We start from the raw sequence: 23,762 nt of genomic DNA on the forward strand, positions 1-23,762 counted from the left end.
AGATGCTGGCTTTCCATGGCGCCTACCACGGCATGACCCAGGGCGCTCTGAGTCTGATGGGCAGTCTGGGGCCCAAGCAGTATCTGGACGGCATGGTCAGTGGCGTGCAGATGCTTCCGTATCCCTACGGCTATCGCTGCCCGTTCGGCCTGGGCGGTGTCGAGGGCGAGCGGGTCGGCCTGCATTACATCGAGAACCAGTTGTGCGACCCGGAAAGTGGCGTATTGCCGGCTGCCGGTATGATTCTGGAAACAGTGCAGGGCGAGGGTGGGGTGATCGCCCCGTCCGCCGACTGGTTGCGCGGTATTCGCCGTATCACTCGTGAGGCCGGCGTGCCGCTGATTCTCGACGAGGTGCAATGCGGCATCGGTCGCACCGGTAAGCTGTTCGCCTTCGAGCATGCCGGCATCACGCCGGACGTGCTGGTGCTGTCCAAGGCCATCGGCGGCAGCCTGCCGCTGGCGGTGGTCGTCTATCACAAGGATCTCGACCGCTGGCAGCCGGGCGCTCACGCCGGTACCTTCCGTGGCAACCAGATGGCGATGGCGGCAGGCGCCGCCACCTTGCGCCTGATCCGCGAGGAGCGTCTGGATCAGCACGCCGCCGCCATGGGCGAACGCCTCTGTGCTCATCTGCAGGCCTTGCAGGCGCGCTACCCGCAGATCGGCGAAGTGCGCGGCAAGGGATTGATGCTTGGGGTGGAAATGGTCGATCCACGAGGCAAGGCAGATTCCATGGGCCACGCTCCGCACAACCGCGCGCTGGCCTCGGCCGTGCAGCAGCAGTGTCTGCGTCGGGGCCTGATTCTGGAGGTCGGTGGGCGCCATTCCAGTGTTCTGCGTTTGCTGCCGCCGCTGATCATCACGGCGGCGCAGGTGGATCAGGTGGCGGAACTCTTCGCCAGCGCCCTCGACGCCGCGGTCGACCAATAACAACGTTCTGCAAGAACGATCCACCGTCGCTCTCGCGAAGGCAGGTGCCCAGCTGGTGTGGAATGGCTTCCCGCCTGAGGCGGGAATGACGGCTGTTTCAAGATTGCCAATCAAATCGATCAGTGCATGGTCCATCTACCGCGATAGTGGCAGAGTAATTTCAAATTGCCTGCTAAATGATAAAAGTTACTATTCAGTTTTGCGTTCATATTGGTTAGGCTAGCCAGCGTTTTCTTGACGGGCCAGCGGATTGGCTGGCGGTATCGGGGGAGAGGATGATGTCGAAAGCAGAGCAAGGTGCTGGACGTTTTCAACTGAAATGCCTGGCTGTGGTGATCGCTGCTGCATGCCATGGCGTGGTTCAGGCGCAGGAGAGCGATGATGCCAATCAGGTGACATTGCCTGCACAAACGGTCACCGGTGAACTGGAGCGCCCGCAAGGCCCGGATTATGGTTACAAGGCCGAGAAAAGCCTGACCGCCAGCAAAACCAGCACGCCGCTGTCGGAGACGCCGCGTTCGGTGTCGGTGGTGACGCGCAAGCGCATCGAGGACCAGAAGTCGCAGAGCCTCACTGATGTTCTGGGCTACGTGCCGGGTATCTTTGCGCCGCCATTCGCCGCTGGTGATGGCCTGGCTGGCGACCTGTTCTTCATCCGCGGCTTCAACGCCACCGACTTCGGCTACGGCCTGCTGCGCGATGGTTTGCGCGTCCAGGGCAACCGCTACGACACCACCAGCGAGCCCTATGGCCTTGAGCGGGTGGAAGTGTTCCGCGGGCCGACCTCGATTCTCTATGGCGAGAACGCGCCGGGTGGCCTGGTCAACCTGGTCAGCAAGCGTCCAACCGCCGCTCGGCAGGGCGAAGTGCAGCTGAGTTACGGCAGCAACAACCGTAGACAGTTGAACGTGGATGTGTCCGGCCCGCTCACCGACAGCGGCAGCGTGCTGGGCCGCGTGGTCATGGTGGGGCGCAAGTCTGACACTCAGACCAACCATGTGCAGGATGACCGCATCTACATCGCGCCGTCGCTGACCCTGGATTTCGACGATTTCAACAGCCTGACCCTGTTGGCCACTTACCAGAAGGACCGCACCAATCTCGAGCTGGGTCTGCCGGCCGCCGGTACGTTGTTGAATAACCCCAATGGCAAGCTTGACAAGGACACGTTCCTAGGACATCCAGACTGGAACGATTTCGACCGCGAAGCGTGGACTGCCGGCTACGAATTTACCCACCGCTTCAACGATGATTGGCAGTTCCGCCAGAACTCGCGCTACATGCAGTCGCAAATTCAAAGGTATGAAACCTGGCCAGGCAACCTGAACGGTGGTGGTTTTGGCACAACCCTAGCCATGACAGCCTACGATCGCTATAACAAGTCGATTGCCTACTCCCTGGATAACCAGCTAGAAGGCAAGTTCAGCGCAGGCGGTTTGGAAAATACGGTATTGTTTGGGGCCAGTTTCGACCGTACCTCCTTCAATCAAAATTGGGATGCAGGTGTGGTTGGCTTGGGGGTGCCTGGCCCTATCAACATCTTCGATCCTGTTTGGACTGCCAAACCGACTACCCCGGTTGCGGTACAAAACACTCTGCTGACTCAGGATATGCAAGGCCTCTATAGCCAGGTCCAGAGCAAGTACGAAAATTGGATATTCCTTCTAGGTGGACGTTACGATTGGGTTGATAGTGACTTCCGCAATAAGCTCGCACCAACCACCGATATGAGCGCGAAGGATGAGAAGTTCACTTGGCAGGCCGGTGTGATGTACGAGTTCGAGAACGGTCTGTCCCCGTATGTCAGTTACTCCACAGCGTTCGTTCCCGTACAGCAAACTACCAGCGCTGATGGCCCGCTCGACCCGATTACCGCCGAGCAATATGAATTGGGCCTGAAGTACGAGCCGAAAGGCTGGAATACGATGTTCACCGCCGCGGTGTTCGATCTGCGCAAAGAGGACGATATCTACTTTGAGAGTGGTATTCCCCGTCAAGTTGGGGAAAGTCGCTCCAAAGGTATTGAGCTGGAAGTCAATAGCGATATTAGCGCCAACCTGAATGTCACGGCGGCGTATACCTATACAGACGTGCGAATCACCAAGGATTTTCCCGGGTCCTTGCTTGAAGATAAACAGATCACTGGCGTGCCACGTAATCAAGCCTCAATCTGGGCCAATTATCGCTTCCTTGATGGCGCCTTACGTGGTCTGCGCTTGGGCGGCGGCGTGCGCCACTTCGACAGTACCTTCGCCTACACTCCGCAAACGCTTTACGGCAAGCTGGACACCGGCGACGTGACCCTGGTCGATGCCGCCATCGGCTACGACATCGACGAGAACTGGTCGGTCGACCTCAACGCCAAGAACCTCTTCGATCAGGAGTACGTGGCAGGCTGCAACAATGCCGGGCGTTGCTACTGGGGCGATGAACGCACCTTCCTCGGTAGCGTGTCGCTGCGCTGGTAAGCGGCAACCGAGCGGGCAAACCAAGGCGAGGGGGATACCCTTCGCCTTTTTGCATATATAAGGACAACGGATGACGAGTTTGAGTCGCCCAGGGCAACCAGCTGCTATGCGCGGGTTCGGTCACGCTGGCCTGGCGCTGCTGGGGCTCGCGCTGCTGTTGGGCATGCTGCTGTGGCAGGGCGTGTTGCGCCACCCCTCGCCAACAGCCGAGGCCTGGTTGGCGCCGCTGTCTTCAACGCCGTCGCTCGACGGCCTGCTGCTGTGGTGGATCCAGCTGCCACGCGCCTTTGCCGGGGTCGTGGTTGGCGCCTGTCTGGGCGTTTCCGGGGCGATCATGCAGTTGATCACGCGCAACCCGCTGGTGTCGCCGGATCTGCTGGGCATCACCGCCGGGGCGCAACTGGGCGTTATCCTCGGCATGCTCCTGCCTGGCGCCTTGGGTTTGCCGTTGATCTTCGTCGGCGGGTTGCTGGCGGCGCTGTTTACCTTCCTCATGGCCGGCGGCTGGAACACTTCACCACTACGTCTGACCCTGGCCGGCGTGGCGGTGGGGCAGACCTTTGCCGCGTTGATCGCGTTGTTTCTCAGCCTCAACGACCAGGCCGCGATGGTGGTATCGCTGTGGAATACCGGTTCGCTGCAGCAGTTGGGCTGGGGCGCGATGCATCCGGCGCTGTATCTGTTACCGCTGATTGCCCTGGCGCTGCTGGTGCTGATGCGCCCGATGAACCTGGCCGTGCTGGGCGACGGGCAGATGCGCTCGTTGGGTCTTTCGCCGGCCTGGCTGAAAGGGCTGAGCATTGCTTTGGGTAGCCTGCTGGCGGCGCTGGCCATTCATCTGGCCGGGCCGCTGGGCTTTATCGGGTTGATCACGCCGAATCTGCTGCGCTTTGCCTTCGCTGTGGTGCGGCCTTCCCGATTGATCCCCTTGTGCGCGATCTGGGGGGCACTGCTGACGGTACTCGCCGATGCGCTGGTAGCGGCGGTGGAGCCCTGGTTCCAGCTGCCGCTGGGGGTGCTGTCGGCCATTCTCGGTTCGGCGGCGATTCTCTTGCTGCTGCGCTACGGGCGCAGCGCGCCGGTGGCGGCGGTCACGGCGAGCATGCCGGGCGAGAGCCGGGCCATGCGCCTGCCACTTTGGTCATTCGTCGTGCTCTCCGTGCTGGTCTGCCTGGTGCTGCTGGTAGGGGGCACGGCGCAGGGCGAGTCGGGCGTCTGGGCATTCTGGCAGCGGGTGTGGGCCAGTGAGCCCATGGCCTTGACCCTGCTCGATCTGCGCTTGCCGCGCCTGCTGGTGGATATGGCCGCCGGGGCACTGCTGGCAACCGCCGGCATGTTGTTGCAGGCGGTCACGCGCAACCCGCTGGCCGGCCCGGAAATTCTCGGGGTAAGCCAGATGGCGGCCCTGGTGGTCCTGCTGGCACTGATCTTCATGCCCGAGCTCGCGGTAGCCTGGCGCTTCCCGCTGGCCTGGCTGGGCGCCGGCCTGGCGCTGGTGGTCGTCATCGGCCTCAACCTGCGCCATGGCCTCGAGCCGTTGCGCGTGACGCTCACCGGTTTTGCCATCAGCGGTGTGGTGCTGGCCCTGGTGAGCCTGCTGATGGCGCAGTTCACCAGCAATATCGCCCAGGCGCTGATCTGGATGGTGGGCAGCAGTTACGGGCGTACCTGGGGCGATCTGCAGGCCATGTTGCCATGGCTGGTGATCGGGTTGGCGCTTTGCGCGGCGACCACGCGCTGGATGGACCTGCTGCAGTTGGGTGAGGGCGTAGCCAGCAGTCTCGGTTTGTCGGTACCGAGCCGCAGGGTATTGCTTATCGTGCTGGCCAGCGCATTGATTGCGGCGGCGGTGGCGGTGGTTGGGCCAGTGGCGTTCATTGGTTTGCTGGTGCCCCATGGCGTGCGTCTGCTGGGTTTTCATCGTGCCCGTCAACGCCTGCTGGCGGCGCCACTACTGGGCGCGACCCTGCTGGCCTCGGCCGATTTGCTCGGGCGCGTGCTACTGGCGCCACTGGATATCCCGCTGGGGATCGCCACGGCCGCCATCGGTGCGCCGTTGTTTCTACTGTTGCTCAGTCGTGTCTATTTCAGTGACAAAAGGAGCTAGCGCGGTGGCGATGCTGCGTCTTTTCTGTGGGGCGTTGCTGCTCTGTCTGGCGCAGGGCGCCTTGGCGGCCGATGCGCAACTGGTGGCCCGGCAGTCGGCCGGCGTTGGAGATGCGCCGCAGCGGATCGTCAGCCTCGATGAGCTGAGCACCGAGCTGCTGGTGTCGCTGGGGATCGAGCCGGTTGGGGTGGCCAACCTGGCCAGCTACCGCCGCTATATCGGTATCGGCAACGACCTGCTCGAGCGCAGCATGGCGCTGGGCAGCGCGCAGCAGCCCAATCTGGAGGCCATCGCCCGGCTCAAGCCGGATCTGATCGTCGGCGTGGCCTACCTGCACCTGCCGTTGTTCGAGCGTCTCGACGGCCTGGCGCCGACCCTGATCTATCAGGTGTCGCTGGCATCGGCTGGCTATGACGGCGTGGCCATTGGCGAGGTCATGCTGGAGCATCTCGGGCGCCTGACCGGACGCCAAGAGCGTGCTGCTGCAGTGATCCGCGAGGGCCGGCAGGCGCTGGCTGCCGCGCGTCAGGCCGTTCGCGAGCGAGACCTGCAGGGCGAGCCGGTGGCCGTGCTCTATCCGCTGGTGCAGCAGGGCAGTTTCATTGCCCTCAACCAGCAGGCACTGATTGGCAGCCTGATGAACCGCCTGGAGGTACGCTCGCCCTGGACCCTGCGTTCCGCACACAGTTTGCATCGGCGCATCGATATGCGCACCTTTGCCAGCGAGCCGGGGCTGCGCGTGCTGTTCATCGGTGGGCAGGAGCAGGCGCCGTTCTTCGCAAGCCCCCTGTGGAAGGCCCTGCCAGTCGCCCAGCAGCGGCGTTACGCCTTTCTTCCCACGCCGTACTGGACCTTTGGTGGCCCGCGCTCGACGGCCGCCATCGCGACCCAGGTGCGCGAGGCGATCAAGGCAATGAATCGTTGAATTTTGTCTTTGGCCATTCGTCCTTTAAGAGGACCCTGGCGACCATCGGTATTGGCCAGGGCAAGCCACTTTCACAGAGGTCATAGCATGAGCTTCGACAACGACAACGCGCGCTTTCTGGTCGTGATCAATCATGAGCAGCAGTATTCCATCTGGCCCGAGTACAAGATCATTCCCGAAGGCTGGTCCGCGGTGGGCGTGTCTGGCGACAAGGCGGCCTGTCTGGCTCATATCGAAGAGGTGTGGACCGACATGCGCCCGCTGAGCCTGCGCCAGGCCATGGCGTGAACAGCGACCTGCGGGGACCGCGATGATGAATCAAGTGACCGATCTGACGCATGTCGCCCTGAGCATCGAAGCCGGCCTGCCGATGCGCGTCAGCCCGCTGCAGGCCGGGCAGAGCTTGCGCGAGCATATGCCGGCCCTGCAGCAGCTGGTGGCCGAGCATCTCGAAGTGAGCGGCGGTCTGCTGTTCAGTGGCTTCGCCAATGCCGATGTGGCGGGCTTTCAGCAGTTTGCCGGCGCATTCGGCCATCCGCTGCTGAGCTACGAGTTTGGCTCCACGCCGCGTAGTCGGGTAAGTTCGGGTGGGGTGTATACCTCCACCGAGTTTCCTGCCCATCGACCGATTCCGCTGCATAACGAGCAGGCTTACACCACCGAATGGCCGTTGCGCATCTGGTTCTATTGCGCCCAGGCGGCCGAACAGGGGGGCGAGACGCCGATCGCCGACAGCCGTGAAGTGTTCCGGCGTATCGACCCAGCCATCCGCCAACGTTTCGCCGAACGCGGCCTGCTTTATGTGCGCAATTACGGCAATGGGCTGGATCTGCCCTGGCAGCAGGTCTTCAATACCGAAGATCGACAGGTAGTCGAGCGTTACTGCAGCGCCCGTCGCATTGATCTCGAGTGGATCGGCGATGATGAGCTGCGCACGCGCCAGCTGTGCCAAGGCGTCGCCCAGCATCCGCGTACCCGTGACTGGGTCTGGTTCAACCAGGCGCACCTGTTTCACCTGTCGGCCCTGGATATCGATACCCAGGAGGTATTGATCGACGCGGTCGGCCTCGAGGGGCTGCCGCGCAACGTGTATTTTGGGGACGGGACGCCCATCGAGGCAAGTCTGCTGGACGAGGTGCGTGGCGTGCTGGACGCCTGCACCATCCGTTTCCCTTGGCGCGACGGCGATATCCTGATGCTCGACAACATGCTCACGGCCCACGCACGCGATCCCTTCAACGGGCCGCGCAAGGTGGTGGTGGCGATGGCCGAGGCCTATGGCCAAGAGGGCTTCCAATGAACGTGTTACCACTGCCTGACGGGCGCGTGCTGCAAGGCGAGTCGCGCGAATCGACGATCTGGCTGAGATGCGACGGCCGACCGCTGATGCAACTGCGTACCAGCGAGGCCAACATCGTGCAGGTGCTGGAAGTGGCTACGGCCGATCTGGCCGATGCCCTGTGGTGCGCCAGCTATTGGTGGTTCGCCGCTCATCCGCAGGCGCCAGGTCTACTGTGGCAGGGGCTGGATCAGCAGGCTGTGCAACCCTGTGGCGACTGGTTGCGTAAAGACGCCGGCACGCAAAGCACGCTGGTCGAGCGCAGCGTGTTCTGGCAGTTGCCGCAGCCCTGGCTGCGCCAGGCGTCGCCGCCTTATCCGCAGCAAATGGTGATGAGTGACGGCAAGCGTCATCCGCGGCGCCGGGTCAAGCCCCAGGGCGAGGTGTACCGGCGCTTCGATGCGCGGTTGGGCGCCTGGATATCCCTGCGTACGCTGGACATGGAGCAGGACCTGGAGCGCTTCAATCGCTGGCAGAACACGCCGCGGGTCCTGCATTTCTGGCAGGAAGGCGGAGATCTGGCACAGCACCGTAGCTATCTCGAGACCATCGCTGCCGATCCGCATGTGTATAGCCTGATAGGCTGCTTCGACGACCAGCCCTTCGCCTACTTCGAGCTCTACTGGGCCAAGGAAGATCGCATCGCGCCTTTCTATTCTGTGGACAACCATGATCGTGGCATTCACATGCTGGTGGGTGAGCAGGCACATCGCGGGCCGCACAAGGTGGCTAGCTGGCTGGCGGCGCTGACCCATTACGCCTTTCTCGACGATCCGCGTACAAACCTGGTGGTAGCCGAGCCACGTGCCGACAACGCGAAGATGATTGGCTACATGCAAACGCTGGGTTACTACCGGGAAAAGGAATTCGATTTTCCTCACAAGCGCGCCGCGCTGATGGCGATTGGGCGCGAGCGTTTTTTCGATAGCGGGGTATTGTGTTGAGCGCACCCGGAATCGCTCAGGATGATTGAGGCACTGGCGCCGCTGTTCATCGGCGATTTCTCCTCGTATCGGGACACCCTGGTGTTGCACGATGACCCAAGGCCCTCGGTGCCGTTGCGCGAACTGCTCAGCGCCGAGGGCCTGCCGGCGCTGTTGGCGCGCTTCGGTGAGGCGTACGCAGACGGTGACCGCCGCGCGCTGCTTTCGCAGTGGTCGAAGCATTATTTCGTACGCCTGATCCCGCCGGTGGTGGCTGCCGCACTGGTGCTGAATCGGCGCCTGCCGCTAGATCTTGATGACATTGAGGTGGTGCTCGATGAGGAGCACCTGCCACAAGCGTTCAAACTGCGCCACGCGGGCGGGTCTTTCGCCCCTGACGATCCGTTCGAGCGTTTCGCTCATCTCCAGCACGATCACTTGGCACCCCTGATCCAGGCATTCACCGCGCAGGTGAAGATCGCTCCGAAAGTGTTGTGGAGCAACGCTGGCAATTATTTCGAGTGGATCCTGACCGCGCTTGGCAAGGTGCTGCCGGCACCAATGCTGGCCGATGGTTTCAGCCTTCTGCAGGCGACACTGCAGCCTGATGGCGGCCGCAACCCGTTGTATCAGCCGGTGCGTTATGTCGAGCTGCAGGGCGCTGCATTGCCCTGGCGGCAACGGCGGGTGTGCTGCATTCGCTATCTGCTGCCCGAGCTCGAGCTATGCGAGAACTGCCCCTTGCTGGACGAGCCCCCCGTTGCTGGCGATAGCTTGGATTGAGTCTGCAGTTGCAGGCCGTGATTTGACGCGTTGGCGGGGCTTGGGCAGTTTGCCTAGGGTCTGTTGACGTTTCACGCACGGCCGCGCCGGAGCCCGGTTTGTCGCGAGGCAAGGCACGAGCCGCGAAGTTTAGTGGGCTAAATGAGCCGGCGAGAAACGCCGCATCGCGACAAAACGGGCCCGGCCCTGCGGGTTGCGCGAGAAATCTCGCCATGCGTTGTTGGAGGACTTGGCAAGGGAACAACCATTCCCTGCGTCCTCCGCCTAGCCTGGCGAGATTTCTCGCGGCAACGCGGCTCGCGCTGAAACGTCAACAGACCCTAGTGCAGATAGCTGATCGGTGAACCGTCCATCGGGTTGGCCATTACGCCCATGGGCACACCATAGATGCGCTCTAGCGTTTCGCTGTGCATCAGTTCGGCCGGGCTGCCCTGGGCTAGCAGGCGGCCACTGCGCAAGGCCAGCAGGTGGTCGCAATAGCGTGCGGCCATGTTGATGTCGTGCAGCACCACCAGCACACCCAGGCCCAGCTCCTGGCTAAGTTCTCTGACGCGCGAGAGGACTTCCACCTGGTGAGCGATGTCCAGCGCCGAAGTGGGTTCGTCAAGCAACAGATAGCGGGTGTTCTGTGCTAGCAACATGGCCAGCCAGACACGCTGGCGCTCGCCTCCCGACAGTTGATCGACCAGGCGCCCGGCGAAAGCAGCGGTATGGGTCAGCTCCATGGCACGCTCGATATGCGCCCGGTCCTCGCTGCCCAGGCGACCAAGGGCGCCGTGCCAGGGGTAGCGACCGAAGCCCACCAGCTCACTTACTGTGAGGCCCTCGGTCTGAGGCGAATGTTGCGGCAGGTAGGCAACTTGCCTGGCGAAATCGCGTTGCCCCCAGGCCGACAATGGCTGGCCATCGAGACGAATGATCCCCATGCTGGGTTGCTGCTGGCGAGCGAGCAATTTGATCAGGGTCGACTTGCCCGAACCGTTATGGCCAATCAGGCCGATCATGCGGCCGGAGGGAAGGCTCAGGCTAAGGGGGTGCAGCAGAGTACGCCCAGCAACGCTGAAGCTGGCGCTTTCCAATTCAAACATGGGCTCTCCGCCGGTTGAATCTAGAAGAGGGCGCCAATCTAGTTCAAACGCTAATCGTTATCAAATCTGCTTCTGTATTGGGCATGCAGTCGCGAGGGCGGCATGATTCCCGTGCTCGATCCATCGCTATCGCACGGGCGCGCGCCTGCCTGGAGCGTGGCCTGATCGTCGAGCTGGGTGGCCGGCACGGTGCAACCGTCAGGTTCCTGCCGCCGCTGATCATCAGCGAGGCGGAGGTCGATCTGGTCGGGCAGATTCTCTACCAGGCGGCGCAGAGCGTAGAGAATGCCAGCCGCGACAACTGACGGGTATACCGGGAGGCCCAGGCGCCGCGCTGGCCGACTTAATGGCGGCTGCCGGGTGCCGGCATGGCCAGCAGCTGCTTTTCCTGGTTCCAGTCGAACGGCTCGTCGTTTTCCTCGGCATGGAAGCGGCGCTCGTCGAGCTGCTGGTACAGCTCGATCTCTTCGTCCGGCATGAAGTGCAGGCAGTCACCGCCGAAGAACCACAGCAGGTCGCGCGGCACCAGGTGGGCGATCTGCGGGTAGCGCTGGAAGATCTGACTGATCAGCTCCTGGCCCAGGTACAGGCTGCGCTCCATGTCCACGGGCAGCTCGGCGAGCAGCTCGTCGTAGCGCTCGAGGAAATTGGCATGGCTGGCATCGAGAATCTGCTCGGCTTCACCCAGGGCGACCAGGATGGTGCGCAGGTGATTGAGCAGGACGATGTGGTGGTCGAGGTGGGGATTGGCCATGTCCGGGTGATCCTGAAAGTGAAACGGGCGCCGGAGTATAAAGTCCACGGCGCCCGCTGTCGTCTCTGCAGTTCGACTACCTCACCTTGCCCTCGCTGGGCAGCAGCTCTTCTTTGCCGAAGTCATCGACATCGATCACCACGCGGCGGGCCTGCTCGGCGCGCTGCAGCTGCTGGCCTTCCTCGGCGCTGAGTACGCCGGCGGTAACCGCCGTTTCGATCTCGTTCTGCCCAGGTGTTTCCTTGACCTGACCGGCCTTGACGGACTTGTACAGCTTCTTCTGCAAAGGCGCGGCTTCCTGCAGCAGGTTGAGGGCATGTTGCAGGGCGCCGACCGGATCCTCGGTCGAGGTGGGCCGGAAGCAACCTTCGAGTACAGCTTCCAGTGCCGGGTCGCCGGCATTGCGGCCGATGATTGCGGCGACCTGGGCGTCGAGGTGATCGTCCGGGCCCTGGTGACGGCGGCCGAAGGGGAACACCAGCACGCGCAGGGCACTGCCGAGCAGGCGGTTGGGGAAGTTGCTGAGCAGCTCGTCGATGGCGGTTTCGGCCTTGCCCAGGCTTTCTTCCAGCGCCCAGTGCAGCAGCGGGCGAACGTGCTCCGGATAATCCTGGTCGTGGTAGCGCTTGAGCGCCGCCGAGGCCAGGTACAGGTGGCTGAGTACGTCACCGAGACGTGCCGACAGGCGCTCGCGACGCTTCAGTTCGCCGCCCAGCAGCATCATGCTGAGGTCGGCGAGCATGGCGAAGGCAGCGCTCAGGCGATTGAGGGCGCGGAAGTAGGGGCGGCTGATGCGATCCCCCGGTACCTTGCCGAGCAGGCCCAGGCTGAGACTCAGGACCAGCGTGCTGGCGGCGTTGCTGACGGCGAAGCCGATGTGCTGCATCAGCAGGTCGTCGAACTCCAGCAGCGCCTGGTCGCGGTCTTCACGACCGGCCAGGGCCATTTCCTTGAGCACGTAGGGATGGCAGCGAATGGCGCCCTGGCCGAAGATCATCAGGTTGCGCGAGAGGATATTGGCGCCCTCGACGGTGATGAAGATCGGCGCGCCTTGCCAGGAGCGGCCCAGGTAGTTGCTCGGGCCCATGATGATGCCCTTGCCGCCGTGCACGTCCATGGCGTGGGTGATGCACTCGCGACCGCGCTCGGTGAGGTGGTACTTGAGGATCGCCGACAGCACCGAGGGCTTCTCGCCCAGGTCCACCGCGTTGGCGGTGAGGATGCGTGCGCTGTCCATCAGCCAGGCGTTGCCGCCGATGCGCGCCAGGGCCTCCTGAATGCCCTCGAAGGCCGACAGCGGCACGTTGAACTGCTCACGCACCTGGCTGTACTGGCCGGTGACCAGGCTGGTGAACTTGGCGGCGCCGGTGCCCACCGCCGGCAGGGAAATCGAACGGCCCACCGACAGGCAGTTCATCAGCATCATCCAGCCCTTGCCCAGGTACTCGGGGCCGCCGATCAGGTAGTCCAGCGGGATGAACACGTCCTTGCCGGAGTTGGGCCCGTTCATGAAGGCAGCGCCCAGCGGTATATGGCGACGGCCGATGTCCACGCCGGGTGTATCGGTGGGGATCAGCGCCAGGCTGATGCCCAGTTCGTCCTTGTCGCCGAGCAGGTGATCGGGGTCATAGGCCTTGAAGGCCACGCCCAGCAGGGTCGCCACCGGGCCGAGGGTGATGTAGCGCTTTTCCCAGTTCAGGCGCAGGCCGACGACTTCCTCGCCGTTCCACTGGCCTTTGCAGACGACGCCGCTGTCGGGCATGGCGCCGGCATCGGAGCCGGCCAGCGGGCCGGTCAGGGCGAAGCAGGGGATGTCCTCGCCTCTAGCCAGGCGCGGCAGGTAATGGTTGCGCTGCTGTTCGGTGCCGTAGTGCAGCAGCAGTTCGGCCGGGCCGAGTGAGTTGGGCACCATCACCGTGGAGGCCAGGTCGCCACTGCGGGTGGCCAGCTTCATCGCCACCTGGGAGTGGGCATAGGCGGAAAAGCCCTTGCCGCCGTATTCCTTGGGAATGATCAGGGCGAAGAAGCCGTGCTGCTTGATGTGCGCCCAGGCCTCGGGCGGCAGGTCCATGCGCTGGCCGATCTGCCATTCGCTGACCATGGCGCACAGCTCTTCGGTGGGGCCATCGATAAAGGCCTGTTCCTCGGCGGTGAGGGTGGCTTTCGGGTAGGCCAGCAGCTTGTCCCAGTCCGGGCGCCCACTGAACAGCTCGCCGTCCCACCAGACGGTACCGGCTTCGATGGCGTCCTTCTCGGTGCTGGACATCGGCGGCAGCACCTTCTGGAACCAGGCGAACAACGGCGCGGTGAAGTGCTTGCGGCGCAGTTCCGGCAATGCGAGCGGAATGGCGACCGCTAGCCACAGCAGCCAGAAGATCACCAGCAGCCAGCCCGGCGCATGGTTGTAGGCGCCCATGATCAGCAGGTAGGCGGCGACTATCGCCAGGGCGGGTAGGGGAGCCGTGCGGCGGTGGGCCAGATAGGCCGTACCGATGACCAGAACGAGCAACCAGACAGCGAGCATGCAGAATCCTCCGTGATGGCGACAGCAGAACGGCGTGTGCCGCCATAATCGTAGTCGGCCCGGGTGAAAGCTGCCGACAAGGGCGTAACAGGGCGCTTCCTGCAAGGGGTGGCCCGTCACGTTCCCGATAGTGACCCCGTTGCAGGCCGGCGAGTTCGTATAACAAATTGCCTGTGCGGATGACCTGTTGGTCAGCCGCTGAGTGGCGCCAGTGCCTGTGTTATGAACCCGGTCGATAGCCAACATCACCGTGGCTGGCTTTCTTCTTGGCGACACAGTGGTAGGGTTGTCAGCCTCTTGGCTGGCAGGACTCTGATTAAGGACGGTTGGTGATGCTGAAAATTTGGGGCCGCAAGAATTCCAGCAACGTGCGCAAGGCGCTGTGGTGTGCCGAGGAGGCCGGCGTCGCTTATGAGCGAGTCGAGGCCGGTGGCGCCTTTGGGGTGGTCGACCAGGCCGAGTACCTGGCGCGAAATCCCAACGGCCGTGTGCCGATGCTCGAGGACGGCGACCTGGTGTTGTGGGAATCCAACGCCATCGTGCGGTACCTGGCCGCAGCCTATGCGCCGGGCACCCTCTATCCCGAAAACCCCGCCATTCGCGCATGTGGCGACAAGTGGATGGACTGGACGAGCTCCAGCTTCGCCGGTGAATTTCGCGATCTGTTCTGGGGCATGCTGCGGACCCCGGTCGAGCAGCGCAACTCGGCGCTGATCGAAGCCGCCCGGCAGCGCTGCATCGACCTGCTGGCAATGCCCGAGCGGGCGCTGGGCGAACAGCCCTACCTGTCTGGTGACCGCTTCGCCATGGGCGATATCCCGCTGGGCAGCTTTATCTACGCCTGGTTCGAAATGCCCATCGAGCGCCCGGCGCAGCCCAACCTGCAGGCCTGGTACGCGCGTTTGTGCGAGCGGCCTGCCTACCGGCGTGCGGTGATGACCGAACTGACCTGAGGGCACCTCTAAATACCGCCTGCGTTGTCATCGCCGCGTTGAAAACAGACTTGGATGCGAGTCCAATCAAAATGCTCATCCCGCTTTTTCGCCTGTTTTCGCCTTGCGATGACTGCCTCGCCTACGTTTTTAGAGGCGCCCTGAATGGCAATTACGTTGCAATGTTTGCCCGGCATTCCCCTCTAAACCCTGTCTTTTTAATGGGTGCATATCCTTTATGAGTACTGCTCTGTCGATCCGACAGCTGACCAAAACCTATGGCAACGGCTTTACTGCCCTGCACGGCCTCGACCTGGACGTGGCCGAGGGCGACTTCTTCGCCCTGCTGGGCCCCAACGGCGCCGGCAAGTCCACCACCATCGGCATCCTCTCCACCCTGGTGAACAAATCCAGCGGCACGGTCAGCGTGTTCGGCCATGACCTGGATGCCCAGCCCGCGGCGCTCAAGCGCTGCATCGGCGTGGTGCCCCAGGAGTTCAACTTCAACCAGTTCGAGAAGGTCTTCGACATCGTCGTGACCCAGGCCGGCTACTACGGTATTCCAGCACGCCTGGCCAAGGAGCGCGCCGAGCTGTACCTCACCCAGCTGGGGCTGTGGGACAAGCGCGGCGTGGCATCTAGGGAGCTGTCCGGGGGCATGAAGCGCCGGCTGATGATCGCCCGCGCCCTGGTGCACGAGCCGCGCCTGCTGATCCTCGACGAGCCGACCGCGGGTGTGGACATCGAGCTGCGCCGATCGATGTGGAGCTTTCTCACCGAGCTCAACGAGCAGGGCATCACCATCATCCTCACCACCCACTACCTGGAAGAGGCCGAGCAGCTGTGCCGCAACATCGGCATCATCGATCACGGGCGGATCGTCGAGAACACCAGCATGAAGGCGCTGCTGGGCAAGCTGCACGTCGAGACCTTCCTGCTGGATCTGAAGAACGATCTGGCCGCCGTGCCGGCGCTCGTGGGCTACCCTGCCAAACTGGTCGATCACCACACCCTGGAGGTGCAGGTCGACAAGAGCCAGGGGGTCACCGAGCTGTTCCGCCAGCTGGCGGCGCACGATATCGAAGTGCTGAGCCTGCGTAACAAGAACAACCGCCTGGAGGAGCTGTTCGTGTCCCTGGTCGAGAAGAACCTGTCGAAGGTGGCCATATGAACCAGCAGTCCGAGTTCAACGCCAACCTGGTGGCCCTGCGCACCATCGTCTACCGGGAAGTCCGCCGTTTCATGCGCATCTGGCCGCAGACCCTGCTGCCCCCGGCGATCACCATGGTTCTGTACTTCGTGATCTTCGGCAACCTGATCGGTCGGCAGATCGGCGACATGGATGGCTTCACCTACATGGAATACATCGTGCCGGGGCTGATCATGATGTCGGTGATCACCAACGCCTACGGCAACGTGGTGTCGAGCTTCTTCGGCAGCAAGTTCCAGCGTTCGGTGGAGGAGTTGATGGTGTCGCCGGTATCGCCGCACACCATCCTTATCGGCTACGTCACCGGCGGCGTGTTGCGCGGGCTGGCGGTCGGCATCATCGTCACCCTGCTGTCGCTGTTCTTCACCCACCTGCAGGTGCATCACCTGGGGCTGACCGTGCTGGTGGTGTTGCTGACCGCGACCATCTTCTCCCTGGGCGGCTTCGTCAACGCGGTGTTCGCGCGAAATTTCGACGATATCTCGATCATCCCGACCTTCGTGCTGACGCCGCTGACCTACCTGGGCGGGGTCTTCTATTCGATCAGCCTGCTGCCGCCGTTCTGGCAGACGGTGTCGCTGGCCAACCCGGTGCTGCACATGGTCAATGCCTTCCGCTACGGCATTCTCGGCGTGTCGGACATCAGCATCGGCACCGCCATCGGCTTTATGCTCGTTGCCACGGCGCTGCTCTATGTACTGTGCGTGCGCCTGCTGGTCAGCGGCCGCGGGATGCGCCAGTAAGCGCCATCGCGCGGCGGGCGGTGGCCGGGTTCTACAGCCAGCCGTAATGCCGGAAGCTGGCGTACAGGCCGGCGCAGCCTGCGCCGATCACGCCCAGTACGGCGAAGTAGCCGTACTGCCAGCTCAGCTCCGGCATGTTGTGAAAGTTCATGCCGTAGATGCCGGCCACCGCGGTGGGGAAGGCCAGGATCGCCGCCCAGGCGGCGAACTTGCGTTGCACCACGCTCTGCCGGGATGACTCCAGCAGCAGGCCGATCTCGATGGCGTGATCGGCCATCTCCCGCAGGTTGGTCAGGTCTTCGAGCAGGCGATTGACGTGAATCGCCACGTCGCGAAAGTAAGGCCGCATGTTCTTGTCGATAAAGGGAAAGTCCAGGTGCTGCAGCTCCTGACAGATCTCCGCGAGCGGCCCGATATTGCGGCGCAGGCGCAGCAGGTCGCGGCGCAGCTGCTGGATGCGCACCACTTCGCCGTGGGTCATGGCGCACTCGAGCACCGTCTGTTCGAGCTGCTCCAACTCGGCATAGTAGGTGTCCATCAGCGGCCGGTAGTTCTCGATGATGAAGCTGATCAGCGCGTAGAGCACGAAATCCTCGCCGTGCTCGAGCAGCAGCGGCCTGGCCTCGCAGCGCTGGCGCACCTTGGAGTAGGGCGCGGAGTCGCCATAACGGGCGCTGATCACGTAGCCCTTGCCGGCGAACAGCTGGGTTTCCACGAAGGTCAGTTCACCGCCGACCTGCACGGGCGAATAGAGCACCAGAAACAGCGCGTCGCCGAATATCTCCAGCTTGGGACGGGTGTGGCGCTGCAGCGCATCTTCCAGGGCCAACTCATGCAGGTTGAACTGCCGTTGCAAATTGCCGAGTTCCTCGCTGCCGGGATCGTGCAGGCCGATCCAGACGAAGTGCTCGGGCTTGCAGGCCCATTCCCGACCTTCGTCGAGGTGGATGTCGCCGACCTTGCGGCCCTTGCTGTAAACCGCTGCTGCGACCACTTCGCCCATGGTGTGCCCCGTGCATGATTGTTGGCGGCAGCTTACCTGCTTATCTCGGCGCGCTCAGCAGTCACGTGATCGATCTGCACGGCTGGGGCGGCGAAGAGGCTGGCGTGCAGGGAGGCCGCACGCCAGCCTGGGGGCGTTACAGCGACTGCTGCTTGTCCAGCTCGATGGATTTATCGAGGGTTTCCAGCAGGGCGGCGCGCACCTTGAGCTTGGTCTTACGGTGGGCGTTCATGTTGATCTTCTTGAACTGTGCCGCGACGGCCAGGGCGGCGGCCATCAGCTGCTCGGCCGGCACCACCTTGTCGAGAAAGCCGGCGTCGATGGCGCCTTGCGGGTCGAACATCTCGCCATTGATCACCGAGCGATGGAAGGCCGATTTGCGCAGGCGATCACGGGCCAGTTCGATGCCCACGTGGTGCATGGTCATGCCGATCTGCACTTCGTTGAGGCCGATGGTGAAGGGGCCCTCGACGCCGATACGGTAATCGCTGGAGAGCAGCAGGAAGGCGCCCTTGGCCACCGCATGGCCGGGACAGGCGGCGATGATCGGGTAAGGGTGGGCGAGCATGCGCCTGGCCAGGGTCGAGCCGGCGGCGACCAGGTCGATGGCGTTCTGTGGGCCGGAGGTCATCACCTTGAGGTCATAGCCGCCGGAGAGAATGCCCGGCTGGCCGGTAAGGATGACGATGGCCTTGTCCTGGATGGCGCGATCCAGGGTCGCGTTGAAGGCCTCGATCACCGCTGGCGAGATCGCATTCACCTTGCCGTTGTTGAGCGTCAGCGTGGCGACGCCGTCATCGAGTTGGTAGCTGATCAGGTCGCTCATGGTCGACTCCTTGTTGTGAAAGTGCGGCTGACGTTACCCATCCGGCCTGCTCTGGTAAAGCACGAAGGGTGACCGTCGAGTCAGGGTGGCTCGCTCGCTACAGCAGCAAGGCAAGCCGTCGGCTCACTGGCCGTGCCGATGATGGAAGGGACGAATTACCACTACAGACTTTTTTTAGGCGCCGCTGGCCAGCGCTCATGGGCCCTTTGCTCGCGCTGACCTGGTGGCGGGTAGGCCGGTCGCGCGCTCGCGATGGCTTAAGCGCATGAATCTTTTGAAAAAAGTTTTGCGTTTGGGAAAGGCTTCGATTACATTAGCGCGCCTCGACAGACAGCACGTCTGGCGAGATCCGGTGAAGTGTCCGAGCGGTTGAAGGAGCACGCCTGGAAAGTGTGTATACGGGAAACCGTATCAAGGGTTCGAATCCCTTCTTCACCGCCACTTTCGCAATACTTAGAGCCCTGAAAACGTTACCGTTTTCGGGGCTTTTTGCATTCCAGGCCAGGTAACTGTCGAAAGCGCTTTATTCGTAATGCGTCCAGAGCCGTAGCACCTTGAGCACGTGCTCATCCTGCAGCACCTGATAAACGAGCCTGTACTGGATGTTGATGCGCCGTGAGTAGGCGCCGGACAGATCGCCCACCAGCTTTTCGTAGGGCGGTGGGTTCTGAAAGGGGTTTTCCTGTATCAAGTTCAGCAAAGCCTTGGCCTTGTCCTTCAAGCCTGCTGCAGCAAGCTTCTTGGCATCTTTTTGAGCCTGTTTCGTGAAGGCGAGCTGCCAAGTCACCAGTCCAGTTCCTTAGCGCAGTTGTCTACCGGCTCTTCCATGCCTTCTTTGATGGATTCGCGCATGCCTGGAACGGACAAGAGGTACAGCGTTTCCTGGATGGCTTCCCAGTCCTCGGCCGAGACCAGGACGGAGTTGGTGCGCTTGCCCGAGATCATAATCGGCTGATGGGATTCGGCGGATTGATCCATCAGACGATATAGGTTGGTGCGTGCTTCGCTGGCGGTAAGTATTTGCATGATGATTGGCCTCTTAGGGATGCTTGAATCGTACGCTAAGTCGTACGTCGCGTTAAGGGCTTTTCATCGCTCATGGGTGAGTTGCGAGGCATCCTGATTGTCCGCATCCACCGGCTCGTGTATCGTCCGCGGCCTCTGATGGAGCACCCTGCGCCCGTCAGGTTCTATCGTTTCAGCTCCCCACCTTCAAACAAAAACCAAAAGCCACTCGGGCATTTGGGTTTTGGCGTCCGCGTTTCTGTCACGGCGTCTTTCCCTGAAGCATCCCCATTGGCCAAGCATTGCTTGTCCTCGAGCGCAGCTGTGTGTGCGGTTTAGGTTGTCTGTAACGGTTATATCACTGTTCTCGATGCGCCTGTGTGGCGGCATCGTTCCGAGGTTTTTATGTCGCAATTGCTTGGCATGGCGCTGGGGCCCTTGCTCGGTTTGTTCATCATCAGTATCGGTAACGGCTTCATTTCGTCGCTGACCACGCTGCGCCTGGATGCGGCGGGGGTGTCGGCAACGGTGATCGGTATCGTGTCGGCGTCCTACTTTATCGGCCTGACCCTGGGCGCGCTGTTCAACGACCGGCTGATCCTGCGCATCGGCCATATCCGTGCCTACAGCAGCTTCGCCTCGCTGACCGCGGTCAGCGTGTTGTTGCAGGGCCTGTTCTTCGACCCCTGGGCCTGGTTCGTTTTCCGCCTGGTCGCCGGCTGGTCGATTCTGGGCGTGTTCCTGGTGGTGGAAAGCTGGATGCTGCTGGCCGGCGACCAGAAGGTGCGTGGCCGCCTGCTGGCGCTGTACATGATGGCGCTCTACGGTTCCGGCATGCTCGGCCAGCTGCAACTGGGCGCCATCGACGCCTGGGGTGAAACCGCGCCCTTTATGGTGGCCGGGCTGCTGGCCTCCTTGTCGGTGCTGCCGATGGGCATCATTCCGCGGGTGACGCCCCTGGTCGAGAAGGTCGAGCCGCTGCTGCCGCATCAGTTGATCCGCATGACCCCGACCGGGGTGATTGGCTGCTTCGGTTCGGGCATCGCCATCGCCGCGGTCTATTCGCTGCTGCCGCTGTATCTGCAGCGGGTGGGCATGAGCGTCAGCGAGGTCGGGCAGATGATGGCCAGCGTGATCCTCGGCGCCATGCTGCTGCAGTACCCGGTGGGGCGCTGGTCCGACCAGCATGATCGGCAGAGCGTGCTGATCGTGCTCAGTCTGTTCTGCCTGCTGATCTCCCTGGCGATCATGATCCTGCCGTCCTCGCCGCTGTTGCTGATGGTGTTGCTGTTCCTGCTCGGTGGCGGGGTCTTCGCCGTCTACCCGGTGGCGGTCAGCCATGCGGCGGACCGCGCGCCGGCCGGGGCGCTGGTGCGCATGGTGCAGGGGCTTCTGCTGATCAACTCCCTGGGCTCGGCGATCAGCCCGCTGATGATCTCCCCGCTGATGGAGCACGACGGCGACGCCGGACTGTTCCTGGCCTTCAGCCTGCTCAACGGCTGCCTGGTGATGCTGTTCTTCTGGCGCCGCAAGCTGCGCCCGGCACCCCAGCCTGTGGCACCATTCGAGCCGGCGACGCCCGCTTCTATGGTCGGCGCGGAGCTGCGGGTGACCGAGGACCTGGTACAGGGCGCGCTCGAACACGAGCGCCAGGAAGACCTCTCCGATGTGGTGCCCGGCGTCGAGGTTGCCGAGCCAGCGGTCGATGTGACCCTGGACGGCCGGCAGCGTGAAGGCGGGTTGCAGGCCTGAGCCGGCCGATAAGGGAGGGCAGCTATGAAGTGGGACATATTCTGCTGCGTCGTCGACAACTATGGCGACATCGGCGTGACCTGGCGCCTGGCGCGGCAACTGGTGGCCGAGCAGGGCGCCGAGGTGCGCCTGTGGGTCGATGACCTGGCGGCGCTGGCGCGCATCTGCCCGCAGGCCGAGGCCGGGGCCAGCTGTCAGCGATTGAGCGGGGTCGAGGTACGCCATTGGGCGTCGGCCTGGCAGGCGGTCGAGCCGGCCGACGTGGTGATCGAAGCCTTTGCCTGCCAATTGCCTGCCGATTACCTGGCGGCGATGACGGGGCGCAAGACGCCGGTGCTCTGGCTGAATCTGGAATACCTGAGCGCCGAGCGCTGGGTCGAGGGCTGCCACGGCCTGCCATCGATGCAGGGCAACGGCTTGCAGAAGTTCTTTTTCTTTCCCGGATTCACTGCCGGCACCGGCGGGCTGCTGCGTGAGCGCGGGCTGCTCGCCGCGCGGGACAGGCTGCAGGGCGATGCCGAGGCCCGCGCAGGGTTCCTCGCCTCCCTGGGCATCACGCCGGCCGCCAATGCCCGCCTGGTTTCCCTGTTCGCCTATGAGAACGCCGCGCTGGCCGGCTGGCTGGATACCTTGGCCGGCGATGCCATGCCCACCCAGCTGCTGGTGCCGGAAGGGCGGATTCTCGGCGATTTGCAGCGCTGGGCGGGGCAATCGCTCGAAGCCGGCAAGGTGCTGCAGCGCGGCGCCTTGAGCGTTCAGGTGGTGCCCTTCATGCAGCAGGAGCAGTACGACGCGCTGCTTTGCAGCTGTGATCTCAACCTGGTGCGCGGCGAGGACTCCTTCGTGCGAGCGCAGTGGGCCGCTCGGCCGCTGGTCTGGCATATCTATGCGCAGCAGGAAGACGCACACCTGGAAAAGCTCGAGGCCTTCATGGTCCTCTACTGCCAGGGGCTTTCAGACGAGGCCGAGGCCGCGTTGCGTGCCCTGTGGCACGCCTGGAACACGGGTGAGGCGATGGCACCGGCCTGGGGCGCCTGGCGGCACCATGCCGATGAACTGGCCGCCCATGCCCAGACGTGGGCCAGGCGCCAGGCGGTACGTGCAGATCTTGCCGCGGCGCTGGTGCAGTTTTACCGAAATTGGCTATGATACGCGGCCTCGAATTTTGTAAATCCATTCAGATCCGGATATTCGTATGAAAACCGCACAAGAAATGAAGCCTAACAGCGTGGCCCTGATCGACGGCCAGCCATGGCTGATCCAGAAGGCCGAGTTCACCAAGTCCGGTCGTAACAGCGCCATCGTCAAGATGAAGCTGAAGAACCTGATCAACGGCTCCAAGACCGAAACCGTCTACAAAGCCGACGACAAGATGGAGCCGGTCATCCTTGAGCGCAAGGAAGTGAACCTGTCCTACATCAGCGGCGACGACTACGTGTTCATGGATCCGGAGTACAACTCCTACGAGCTGCGCGCCGAAGACCTGGAAAGCGTCCTGCCGTTCATCGAAGAAGGCATGAACGACGTCTGCGAAGCGGTGTTCTTCGAAGGCAAGGTCATCTCCGTAGACCTGCCGACCACCATCGTGCGTCAGCTGGCCTACACCGAAGGCTCGGCCCGTGGCGACACGTCCGGCAAGGTGATGAAGCCTGCCAAGCTGAACAACGGTACCGAAGTGAAAGTGGCCGACTTCTGCGAAATCGGCGACTGGATCGAAATCGACACCCGCACCGGCGAGTACAAGTCCCGCGCCAAGGCGCCGGTCTGATCGTCAGGCTCGCGATGTGAAAACCCGGCCTCAGCGCCGGGTTTTTTATGCGTGCCCTTCGGCTGAGGCGAGGGCGGCGGTGCAGACGTGCTACTCGTCGCGGCCATCGAGCATGGTGCGCTTGAGCATCACGTAGACCGCGCCGGTACCGCCGTGCTTGGCGATGCACGAGGCGAAACCCAGCACCTGCGGATGCTGACGCAGCCAGGTGTTCACATGGCTCTTGATCATCGGTTTGCGGCCGTCGGTGCGCACCGCCTTGCCGTGGGTGACCCGCACGCAGCGGATTTCCAGCTTGGTGGCTTCGGCGAGAAACTCCCAGAGGGTGTCGCGGGCCTTCTCCACGCTCATGCCATGCAGGTCCAGGCTGCCGTCGAAGGGAATCTGGCCGAGCTTGAGTTTGCGCATCTGGCCGTCCTGAACGCCGTTGCCGGCCCAGAAAAGGGCGTCCTCGGCGCCGACGTCGATGACGAACTGGTCGGACAGGCCATCGACCTTGAGGGTGTCGGTACGCTGCGTGGCGGCCTGGCGCAGGGTGGCCAGGCGTGCACGGTCGCTCCTTGGCTTACCGGTGTCGGCACGGTCGTGCTTGATCGGCTTGACGCCTAGCAGCTGGGCTTTGAACAGGGAAAGGTCATCGTCTTGCATGGGGCCTCCGCACGGGCGCCCAGTTTACCAAG

The 23,762-nt window shown here is 63.0% G+C and carries 22 protein-coding genes, 1 tRNA gene and 1 pseudogene (1 of these 24 cut by a window edge); 16 read left to right on the forward strand and 8 right to left on the reverse strand.

Annotated features, from left to right (window positions below; genetic code table 11):
• From SA190iCDA_RS12215 to fhuF, 8 genes are all read left to right on the forward strand, one after another.
• Window positions 1-932, forward strand: the 3' portion of a protein-coding gene (locus tag SA190iCDA_RS12215) for an aspartate aminotransferase family protein (RefSeq protein WP_070888247.1). It extends 490 nt beyond the left edge of the window; 932 of the gene's 1,422 nt are visible here — the last part of the coding sequence; its start codon lies off the left edge, out of view; its stop codon occupies window positions 930-932.
• Window positions 933-1,210: 278 nt separating this feature from the next.
• Entirely contained in the window at window positions 1,211-3,400 is a 2,190-nt protein-coding gene (locus SA190iCDA_RS12220) for a TonB-dependent siderophore receptor (RefSeq protein WP_083329924.1), read from the forward strand.
• 70 nt (window positions 3,401-3,470) lie between these two features.
• Window positions 3,471-5,507, forward strand: a complete 2,037-nt coding sequence (gene fhuB, locus SA190iCDA_RS12225) for a Fe(3+)-hydroxamate ABC transporter permease FhuB (RefSeq protein WP_070888246.1) — start codon at window positions 3,471-3,473, stop codon at window positions 5,505-5,507.
• Window positions 5,508-5,517: 10 nt separating this feature from the next.
• The gene (locus SA190iCDA_RS12230) at window positions 5,518-6,432 is read left to right on the forward strand and encodes an iron-siderophore ABC transporter substrate-binding protein (protein WP_139159577.1); all 915 of its coding nucleotides are present in this window, start codon (window positions 5,518-5,520) and stop codon (window positions 6,430-6,432) included.
• Window positions 6,433-6,519: 87 nt separating this feature from the next.
• Complete coding sequence (locus SA190iCDA_RS12235; RefSeq protein ID WP_070888245.1) at window positions 6,520-6,720, forward strand: MbtH family protein; 201 nt, start codon at window positions 6,520-6,522, stop codon at window positions 6,718-6,720.
• A gap of 25 nt (window positions 6,721-6,745) precedes the next feature.
• On the forward strand, window positions 6,746-7,732 hold the full coding sequence (locus tag SA190iCDA_RS12240; RefSeq protein WP_070888250.1) for a TauD/TfdA family dioxygenase: 987 nt from the start codon (window positions 6,746-6,748) through the stop codon (window positions 7,730-7,732).
• Window positions 7,729-8,715 carry a GNAT family N-acetyltransferase gene (locus tag SA190iCDA_RS12245; protein ID WP_070888244.1) on the forward strand — a complete coding sequence of 329 codons (987 nt, stop codon included), beginning with the start codon at window positions 7,729-7,731 and terminating at the stop codon, window positions 8,713-8,715. Before SA190iCDA_RS12240 ends, SA190iCDA_RS12245 begins: the two co-directional genes overlap by 4 nt.
• Before the next feature lie 21 nt (window positions 8,716-8,736).
• Window positions 8,737-9,477 (forward strand): siderophore-iron reductase FhuF, encoded by a 741-nt coding sequence (fhuF, locus tag SA190iCDA_RS12250; RefSeq protein WP_070888243.1) that lies wholly within the window; start codon window positions 8,737-8,739, stop codon window positions 9,475-9,477.
• A gap of 320 nt (window positions 9,478-9,797) precedes the next feature.
• Here the strand turns inward: fhuF and SA190iCDA_RS12255 are convergent, their stop codons facing one another.
• The gene (locus SA190iCDA_RS12255) at window positions 9,798-10,565 is read right to left on the reverse strand and encodes an ATP-binding cassette domain-containing protein (RefSeq protein WP_070888242.1); all 768 of its coding nucleotides are present in this window, start codon (window positions 10,563-10,565) and stop codon (window positions 9,798-9,800) included.
• A gap of 137 nt (window positions 10,566-10,702) precedes the next feature.
• On the opposite strand from SA190iCDA_RS12255, the pseudogene SA190iCDA_RS12260 reads away from it, so the two are divergent.
• Window positions 10,703-10,870: pseudogene (locus tag SA190iCDA_RS12260) on the forward strand (diaminobutyrate--2-oxoglutarate transaminase); the annotation flags it as partial.
• 38 nt (window positions 10,871-10,908) lie between these two features.
• Here the strand turns inward: SA190iCDA_RS12260 and SA190iCDA_RS12265 are convergent.
• Window positions 10,909-11,319 carry a PA2817 family protein gene (locus SA190iCDA_RS12265; RefSeq protein ID WP_070888240.1) on the reverse strand — a complete coding sequence of 137 codons (411 nt, stop codon included), beginning with the start codon at window positions 11,317-11,319 and terminating at the stop codon, window positions 10,909-10,911.
• 76 nt (window positions 11,320-11,395) lie between these two features.
• The gene (locus SA190iCDA_RS12270) at window positions 11,396-13,843 is read right to left on the reverse strand and encodes an acyl-CoA dehydrogenase (protein ID WP_070888239.1); all 2,448 of its coding nucleotides are present in this window, start codon (window positions 13,841-13,843) and stop codon (window positions 11,396-11,398) included.
• Between the two features lie 332 nt (window positions 13,844-14,175).
• Between SA190iCDA_RS12270 and SA190iCDA_RS12275 the strand changes: the two genes are divergently transcribed.
• The 3 genes from SA190iCDA_RS12275 (at window position 14,176) to SA190iCDA_RS12285 (ending at window position 16,728) form a co-directional block, all read left to right on the forward strand.
• Window positions 14,176-14,796, forward strand: a complete 621-nt coding sequence (locus SA190iCDA_RS12275) for a glutathione S-transferase family protein (protein WP_070888238.1) — start codon at window positions 14,176-14,178, stop codon at window positions 14,794-14,796.
• A 217-nt stretch (window positions 14,797-15,013) separates the two neighbouring features.
• Window positions 15,014-15,946 (forward strand): ABC transporter ATP-binding protein, encoded by a 933-nt coding sequence (locus SA190iCDA_RS12280; RefSeq protein WP_070888237.1) that lies wholly within the window; start codon window positions 15,014-15,016, stop codon window positions 15,944-15,946.
• A complete protein-coding gene (locus SA190iCDA_RS12285; protein ID WP_070888236.1) occupies window positions 15,943-16,728 on the forward strand; it encodes an ABC transporter permease in 786 nt (261 codons plus the stop codon). The genes SA190iCDA_RS12280 and SA190iCDA_RS12285 overlap by 4 nt, the downstream gene beginning before the upstream one ends.
• Window positions 16,729-16,759: 31 nt before the next feature.
• Here SA190iCDA_RS12285 and SA190iCDA_RS12290 read toward each other — a convergent pair whose 3' ends face one another.
• The gene (locus SA190iCDA_RS12290) at window positions 16,760-17,731 is read right to left on the reverse strand and encodes a magnesium and cobalt transport protein CorA (RefSeq protein ID WP_070888235.1); all 972 of its coding nucleotides are present in this window, start codon (window positions 17,729-17,731) and stop codon (window positions 16,760-16,762) included.
• Between the two features lie 136 nt (window positions 17,732-17,867).
• Window positions 17,868-18,557, reverse strand: a complete 690-nt coding sequence (locus SA190iCDA_RS12295; protein WP_070888234.1) for a crotonase/enoyl-CoA hydratase family protein — start codon at window positions 18,555-18,557, stop codon at window positions 17,868-17,870.
• A gap of 351 nt (window positions 18,558-18,908) precedes the next feature.
• Here SA190iCDA_RS12295 and SA190iCDA_RS12300 point away from each other — a divergent pair.
• A tRNA-Ser gene (locus SA190iCDA_RS12300) sits at window positions 18,909-18,998 on the forward strand.
• A gap of 82 nt (window positions 18,999-19,080) precedes the next feature.
• Here SA190iCDA_RS12300 and SA190iCDA_RS12305 read toward each other — a convergent pair.
• Window positions 19,081-19,344, reverse strand: a complete 264-nt coding sequence (locus SA190iCDA_RS12305; protein WP_070888233.1) for a Txe/YoeB family addiction module toxin — start codon at window positions 19,342-19,344, stop codon at window positions 19,081-19,083.
• Window positions 19,341-19,583: a type II toxin-antitoxin system Phd/YefM family antitoxin gene (locus SA190iCDA_RS12310; protein WP_070888232.1), complete on the reverse strand. Its 243-nt coding sequence runs from the start codon at window positions 19,581-19,583 to the stop codon at window positions 19,341-19,343. The genes SA190iCDA_RS12305 and SA190iCDA_RS12310 overlap by 4 nt, the downstream gene beginning before the upstream one ends.
• Window positions 19,584-19,967: 384 nt before the next feature.
• Between SA190iCDA_RS12310 and SA190iCDA_RS12315 the strand changes: the two genes are divergently transcribed.
• From SA190iCDA_RS12315 to efp, 3 genes are read left to right on the forward strand one after another with little or no spacing between them, the layout of a single operon-like run.
• Window positions 19,968-21,314 (forward strand): MFS transporter, encoded by a 1,347-nt coding sequence (locus tag SA190iCDA_RS12315; RefSeq protein ID WP_070888231.1) that lies wholly within the window; start codon window positions 19,968-19,970, stop codon window positions 21,312-21,314.
• A gap of 24 nt (window positions 21,315-21,338) precedes the next feature.
• Complete coding sequence (gene earP, locus SA190iCDA_RS12320) at window positions 21,339-22,463, forward strand: elongation factor P maturation arginine rhamnosyltransferase EarP (RefSeq protein ID WP_070888230.1); 1,125 nt, start codon at window positions 21,339-21,341, stop codon at window positions 22,461-22,463.
• A gap of 46 nt (window positions 22,464-22,509) precedes the next feature.
• The gene (efp, locus tag SA190iCDA_RS12325) at window positions 22,510-23,082 is read left to right on the forward strand and encodes an elongation factor P (protein ID WP_070888229.1); all 573 of its coding nucleotides are present in this window, start codon (window positions 22,510-22,512) and stop codon (window positions 23,080-23,082) included.
• Between the two features lie 90 nt (window positions 23,083-23,172).
• Here efp and SA190iCDA_RS12330 read toward each other — a convergent pair whose 3' ends face one another.
• Window positions 23,173-23,730, reverse strand: a complete 558-nt coding sequence (locus tag SA190iCDA_RS12330; protein ID WP_070888228.1) for a Smr/MutS family protein — start codon at window positions 23,728-23,730, stop codon at window positions 23,173-23,175.
• Window positions 23,731-23,762: the final 32 nt, after the last annotated feature.

The sequence above is a fragment of the Pseudomonas argentinensis genome, from assembly GCF_001839655.2.
Classification (GTDB): Bacteria; Pseudomonadota; Gammaproteobacteria; order Pseudomonadales; family Pseudomonadaceae; genus Aquipseudomonas; species Aquipseudomonas argentinensis_B.